The following is a 5,965-nucleotide window of genomic DNA, read 5'->3' as shown; positions in this document are numbered from 1 at the left end:
CTGGCCGCGCCCACGGCAGGCGGACCGCCGAGCCTGATGACCGGGGCGGCCAACGCCGTGGCGGCCAGGGCGGCGATCGAGCCGAGCGCCTCGGTGCGTCCGATGACGTGCGCGTAGTCCCGGCGCGCGCCGGCTCGGCTCAGCTCCTCGTAGGCGAGCGCCTGGAAGGTGCCCGACCGCAGGGCGGAGCCCGCTCCCCACAGCACGAAGCCGACGGCGAACGCCGGATAGGACGGCAGCCACGTCCAGAGGGCGAAGCCCGTACCCGTCAGCAGAGGAGCGACCACCAGCAACCGTCGCCGGGAGAAGAGGTCGGCCCAGAGGCCTGAGGGGATCTCCAGGACGAACGTGGTGACGGACCAGATCACGAACAGCGAGGAGACCTGGGCGGCCGACAGGCCCGTCTCGGTGAACAGCAGCGCGTAGACGGGATAGAGCAGCACGAAGTCCTCGAGCCACGCGTAGGCGTAGAGCCGGCGGGCGAGGACGGTGGCGGGTGAAGGTCAATGTCGACGGAACATGTGTCGAGCCTACGCCGCCCCCTTCCCCGGCGACAGCGCCTTTCTCCGCACTCCCCGCCCCTCCCTCGACGGCCGCCGGACGGGGTTCACATGCGGTCCTGCCGCGCGGCCGGCACCTGCCGGGAGGGTACGGCCTCCCACGGAACACGCGAGAACACGGGCGACCGTGCTCCGGGGAGACCACTCAGGGGGGTGGCGCCACCAGGCCCACCTCGTAGGCGAGGATCACCAACTGCACTCGGTCGCGGGCGTCGAGCTTGGCGAGCAGCCGAGTCAGGTAGGTCTTGGCGGTGGCTACGCTGATGAACAGGTGCTCGGCGATCTCGGTGTTGGACAGCCCCTTGGCGACAAGGGTCAGTACCTCGCGTTCCCGGTTGGTGATGCCGTCGAGCCGCGCCCGTCGCGGTGGCGCCGCCGCGGGGCGGCCGGCGAACTCCCTGATCAGCCGACGAGTCACGCTCGGCGCGATCAGCGCGTCCCCTGCCGCGACGATGCGAACGGCGGCCAGGATGTCCTCCAAGGCCATGTCCTTGACGAGAAACCCGGAGGCGCCGGCGCGCAGGGCTCCGTAGACGTCCTCGTCATCGTCGAAGGTCGTCAGGACCACGACACTCGTGGAGCAGCCGCTCGTGGTGATCAGCCGAGTGGCTCCGATGCCGCCGGTGCCGGGCATGCGGAGGTCCATCAGTACGACGTGCGGATCCAGTTCGGCCGTCAGTCGGACCGCTTCGGCGCCGTCTCCGGCCTCACCCACCACCCTGATGTCCGCGGTGTCGCCCATGACCATGCGCAGGGCGGTGCGAACCAGGGGCTGGTCGTCGGCGAGTACGACGCGGATGGTCATCGGGTTGCGGCCTTCGCTTCCGTGGCCGGGCACGGCTCTGCCGGTAGCGGAAGTCGGACCGTCACCAGGAAGCCGTGCCCGGGGCGCGGACCGGCACTGAATGCGCCGTGCAGCAGGCTGACGCGCTCGCGCATGCCGACCAGGCCGTATCCGGCGTCCGTGCCGGTGTTGCCGCTGCCGCCCTTCCCGGGATCGGCGATCTCGAGGGCGAGTTCCTTCTCACGGTAGTCGACGCTCACCAGGCACGTATCGGCACCGGAGTGACGCAGGACGTTGGTCACCGACTCCTGGATGACCCGGAACGCGGCGAGTTCGACGTCGGCGGGCAGCGGGCGGCGGCGTCCCCGCCACCGCACCTCCACCCGGACGCCGGCGGTCGCGGCCCTCGCGGCAAGTGTGTCCACGTCCACCAGTCCGGCGGCGGGTTGCGGAGGCGCCTGTTCGGGCTCGACACCCCGCTCAGGCTCTTTCCCCTCCTGCTCGGCCTGGCGCAGCGCGCCGAGCGTCCGGCGCAGGCCGGCGAGCGTCTCGCGTCCTGCCTGCTCCACGGTTCGCATCGCCTCGCGTGCCATGGCCGGTTGGGTTTCGAGGACCCGGGCCGCCGCCCCGGCTTGCAGAGCGATGATGCCGATGCTGTGGGCCACCGTGTCATGCATCTCCCGGGCGATGCGCAACCGTTCGGCGGTGACCGCCTGGGCGGCGGCCCTGGCGTGCAGTTCTTCGGCGTGGGCGCGGGCCTGGGAGGCCGAATTGCCGATGAGCCAGGCGATGACCACGGTCAGGGCCACGAACGGTTCGGGCGCGGTCCCGGAGTCGTCCCCCGTGACAGGTCGAAGGACGAGGTAGCAGGCGAGCACCCCCAGCGCCCCGGCCGACGCGGCGAGGGAGGTTCGCCGGGACCGGGTGGCCGCGACGTGACACAGGGCGGCGTTCACGCCGAGGAACTGCAGGGGTGGGATCTCGTCCTGGCGCCAGGCGGCCGTGGACACGACCGTGGCGGCGACGATCAGACCGTAGGCCGGCACTGCGCTGCGGCCCAGCAGCACGCAGCCGACCAGGGCCAGCACGAACGCGAGGGCGAGCAGCGACCGTGCCTGGAGCGAGTCCAGGCCGTCCCGGGGATAGTTGAGCGAATAGGCCTGCTGCGACGGGAGCAGAACGTACTCGACGACGGGTTGACCTGCCGCAGCGAACCACACCAGCGCCGTCCACAGGCCCGGCGGAACGCGCTTGAGCAGTGGCAGAGGCGGTGTGGTGGGCATTCGGTGATCGTAGGCGCGTGTGTGTGGCCGGTCATCCGACCTGGGCTGTACGACCGAGGTCGACATCCGTGCCGTGCGGACTGTCAACCGCGGTGGGACGACGGGCGGGGCCGCGGACCGGCATCGTCTTCCTGTGATCGAAGTCAACGAGCTCACGAAGCGGTACGGCGACATGACGGCCGTCAGAGACCTGTCCTTCACCGTGCGACCGGGCCGGGTGACCGGTTTCCTCGGTCCGAACGGTGCGGGCAAGAGCACAACGCTGCGGATGCTTCTCGGCCTGCACGAACCCACCAGCGGCACGGCCACCATCGGGGGCCGTGCCTTCCGTGAGCGGCCCCGCGGTCTGCGCCATGTCGGTTCCCTCCTCGACGCACAGGATGTGCACGGCGGCCGCGATGCCATGGCGCAGTTGTGCGCTCTGGCGCGCAGCAACCGCATCCCGCGGCAACGCGTGAAGGAGGTGTTGCGGGAGGTCGGCCTTGCGGAGGTCGCCGGGCGCCGCGTCGGCGGTTTCTCGCTGGGCATGAAGCAGCGGCTCGGTATCGCCTCCGCCCTGCTCGGCGACCCGCCGGTGCTGCTCTTCGACGAACCGCTCAACGGCTTGGACCCGGCAGGAGTGCGGTGGGCGCGCGGCCTGTTCGGGCGGCTCGCAGCCGAGGGCCGCACGGTGTTCCTCTCCAGCCACCTGATGTCCGAGATGGAGCACACCGCCGACCAGTTGGTCGTCATCGGCCGGGGCGAACTGATAGCGGCGGAGAGTCTCGCGGTGTTCGCAGCCCGCGGTGCCCAGCGGGGCGTTCAGGTGCGCACGCCGTCCGCAGCCACCTTGCGGCATCTGCTGTCGGCCGAGGGCGCCACAGTGTACGAGGAGGGCGACAAGCTGGACGTGACCGGGCTGACCGCGGACCGGATCGGGGAGATCGCCCAGGAGCACGCCATCCCGCTACGCCACCTCAGTACCCGGTCGGCCTCCCTGGAGGACGTGTTCATGGAGCTCACCTCCGGCAGCGTCCAGTACCTCGCAGGGGGATCGTGATGGCCTCGTCCCCCATGCCCTCGGCGGCGGACGCCTCTTCCGGCGAGCTGAACGTCCCCGACCCCCGCCCCCGCTTCCGGGACCTGGTGGCCGCCGAGTGGATCAAGCTGCGGTCGCTGCGCTCGACCTGGATCGCCTACGGGGTTACTGCTGCGGCCGTGGTCGCGTTCAACGCGGGCACCGCCTACGACACGTACCGTCACTGGACGGAGCGGAACGCGGCGGACCGGGCCGCCTTCCTCCGGGACGGGATCCCCCTCCAGGAGGCGTTCACCCCGAACGCGGCCATGGTCATGATGCTCGCGCTCGGGGCGGTCGGTGCGTTGGTGATCGTCGGTGAGTACAGCACGGGGACCATTCGTACGACGTTCGCCGCCGTCCCGGCCCGTCGTTCGCTGATGGCGGCCAAGGCGGTCGTCGTCACGGCGGTCACAACTGTCTTCGGCACGCTTGTCGCGGGAGCCTCGTTCGGCCTGACCCAGGTGATTCTCGACCGCCGGGGCCTGGGTGTCTCCCTGGACGACCCCGGAGCCCTACGCGTCGTGTGGGCATCGGCCCTCGTCGCACCGGTGTGTGCGCTCGTCGGCATGGCACTCGGCGCTGTCATTCGGCACACCGCAGCCACCATGACCGCCTCTGTCGTGGTTCTCCTGCTGCTTCCTCTCGCACTCACCGACGACCGCTACTGGTCGGCGGTCGCCGGGCACACCCTCCCGTTTCGGGCGTGGCTCCGGCTTGTTGAGGTCGGCCACTCCCCTGCCGCCTACCCCTGGTCCATCAGCGGAGCCTGGACCGTGTACGTGGTGTGGGCGCTCGCCGCAGCAGCACTGGCGACCACAGGAGTGCAGCGGCGTGATCTCTGAGCGGGCTCACACAGAACGCGGACACAAAGAAACCCTTGCAAAGAAGTGCTTGCAAAGCTGTCTTTGCACCCTTACCTTGAGGGCATGAGCGAGCATGCGAACCCCGCGAAGCAAGTGAAGACCCCCGGACCGGGCAACGGTGGTGACGATCCGGACGTGCGCAGTCTCGATCCGCGGTCGTTGCGGGCCCTGGCCCATCCCCTGCGACTGCGGATCCTGAGCGCGCTGCGCGAGTACGGCCCGGCCACCGCGTCCGGGCTGGCGGAGCGGCTGGGCGAGTCCAGCGGCGCGACCAGTTACCACCTGCGGCAACTGGCCGTGCACTCCTTCGTGGTGGAGGACACCGAGCGCGGCACCGCCCGTGAGCGCTGGTGGAAGGCCGCGCACCGCGGCACCCGGCTGGACCGGGTCGACGAGTTGCACCAGCACCCCGACCCGGAGGTGGCCGGCGCGCTGAACGCCTTCCTGTACGAGGTCGCGGCCACCCACACCAGGGAGTTGGACACCTGGCTCGGCACCCAGTCCGAGTGGTCGCCGGAGTGGCGCCGGGACGGTCAGGACCTCAGTGACTTCACGCTGCGTCTGAACCCGGCGCAGACCCTGGAGTTGACGCACAAGCTGCACGACGTGATCGAGCAGTACCGGGAGCGCAACCCGGAGGGCGACGACGCGCCGGATGACGTCGAGCGGGTCCGGGTGCACGTGCACGCCTTCCCGCGCAGGGCCGACTGACGCCCCGCACGGACCCGACCCGTTCCGCCACCCACCACGACGCTCCAGGAGTCCCGATGCACTGCGACATCCACGCGCTGACCGCCCGCCATCGGGCAGCGGAACTGCACGCCGCCGCCGCCGCGCACGAGCGGGCGTCCGCCCTCACCCACCGGGTTCGCCGCCGGCCGGAGGTGCTGGCGGCCGCACGTCGCCGGGTCGGCTGGGCGCTGGTCGGTACCGGACTGCGGCTGGTGCAGGCGGAACGTCTCCCGGTGGGAGCGGGCTATTGACCGCGACTCCCCCGATACCGGCGAGCGCCCTCTCGCCGGTGTCCGACCGGCGCCCGCTGGCGAGTGTGCTGGCCGCCAACGTGGTGTCGGTGCTCGGCACCTCGCTGACGTTCCTGGCCGTGCCCTGGTTCGTGCTGGAGACCACCGGCAGCCCGGCCAGGACAGGGCTGGTGGCCTTCTGCGCCACAGTCCCGCTCGCGGCCTCCGCCCTGCCGGTCTGGCACCGGCTCTGCTGGTGGTCGGCGGGGTCTATCTGCTGGCCACGCTCGCGCCGCTGGTCGTGCGGGCGTTCCGCGGCATGGACCGGCCCGCCGACGTCACACCTGCGGCAGCCGCTGAAGCAGTCCCCAGGTGAACTCCGCCACCACCGGACGCGGTTCGCCGCCGTCGGCGGCCGGCGCGGTGAACGCCAGCCGCCAGCGGGTCGGCGCG

At 71.2% G+C, this 5,965-nt stretch carries 7 protein-coding genes and 1 pseudogene; 5 read left to right on the top strand and 3 right to left on the bottom strand.

Annotated elements, in window-relative coordinates:
* From ACYVE9_RS13375 to ACYVE9_RS13365, 3 genes are all read right to left on the bottom strand, one after another.
* Positions 1–443: MFS transporter (locus ACYVE9_RS13375; protein WP_461028039.1), on the bottom strand; the 443-nt coding region annotated here is incomplete at its 3' end.
* 262 nt (positions 444–705) lie between these two features.
* Positions 706–1,365 carry a response regulator gene (locus tag ACYVE9_RS13370; protein WP_461028038.1) on the bottom strand — a complete coding sequence of 220 codons (660 nt, stop codon included), beginning with the start codon at positions 1,363–1,365 and terminating at the stop codon, positions 706–708.
* A complete protein-coding gene (locus ACYVE9_RS13365; RefSeq protein ID WP_461028037.1) occupies positions 1,362–2,627 on the bottom strand; it encodes a sensor histidine kinase in 1,266 nt (421 codons plus the stop codon). The genes ACYVE9_RS13370 and ACYVE9_RS13365 overlap by 4 nt, the downstream gene beginning before the upstream one ends.
* A gap of 133 nt (positions 2,628–2,760) precedes the next feature.
* On the opposite strand from ACYVE9_RS13365, the gene ACYVE9_RS13360 reads away from it, so the two are divergent.
* The 5 genes and pseudogenes from ACYVE9_RS13360 to ACYVE9_RS13340 form a co-directional block, all read left to right on the top strand.
* Entirely contained in the window at positions 2,761–3,666 is a 906-nt protein-coding gene (locus ACYVE9_RS13360; RefSeq protein WP_461028036.1) for an ATP-binding cassette domain-containing protein, read from the top strand.
* Between the two features lie 14 nt (positions 3,667–3,680).
* Positions 3,681–4,529, top strand: coding sequence for an ABC transporter permease (locus tag ACYVE9_RS13355; protein WP_461028040.1), 849 nt, complete (start codon positions 3,681–3,683; stop codon positions 4,527–4,529).
* 84 nt (positions 4,530–4,613) lie between these two features.
* Positions 4,614–5,261 (top strand): winged helix-turn-helix domain-containing protein, encoded by a 648-nt coding sequence (locus ACYVE9_RS13350; RefSeq protein ID WP_461028035.1) that lies wholly within the window; start codon positions 4,614–4,616, stop codon positions 5,259–5,261.
* Between the two features lie 56 nt (positions 5,262–5,317).
* Positions 5,318–5,533, top strand: coding sequence for a hypothetical protein (locus ACYVE9_RS13345; RefSeq protein ID WP_461028034.1), 216 nt, complete (start codon positions 5,318–5,320; stop codon positions 5,531–5,533).
* Positions 5,534–5,547: 14 nt separating this feature from the next.
* Positions 5,548–5,745, top strand: a pseudogene (locus ACYVE9_RS13340) (MFS transporter); the annotation flags it as partial.
* Between the last annotated feature and the right edge of the window lie 220 nt (positions 5,746–5,965).

It is taken from the genome of Streptomyces sparsus, from assembly GCF_054776295.1.
The sequence above is the reverse complement of the archived record's forward strand: the minus strand, read 5'-3'. Positions and strand labels throughout refer to the sequence as shown.

Bases quoted from the DNA above. Each gene is read 5' to 3' on its own strand.
- ACYVE9_RS13370 (WP_461028038.1), bottom strand. From the start codon at position 1,365: ATGACCATCCGCGTCGTACTCGCCGACGACCAGCCCCTGGTTCGCACC.
- ACYVE9_RS13365 (WP_461028037.1), bottom strand. From the start codon at position 2,627: ATGCCCACCACACCGCCTCTGCCACTGCTCAAGCGCGTTCCGCCGGGC.
- ACYVE9_RS13355 (WP_461028040.1), top strand. From the start codon at position 3,681: ATGCCCTCGGCGGCGGACGCCTCTTCCGGCGAGCTGAACGTCCCCGAC.
- ACYVE9_RS13350 (WP_461028035.1), top strand. From the start codon at position 4,614: ATGAGCGAGCATGCGAACCCCGCGAAGCAAGTGAAGACCCCCGGACCG.
- ACYVE9_RS13345 (WP_461028034.1), top strand. From the start codon at position 5,318: ATGCACTGCGACATCCACGCGCTGACCGCCCGCCATCGGGCAGCGGAA.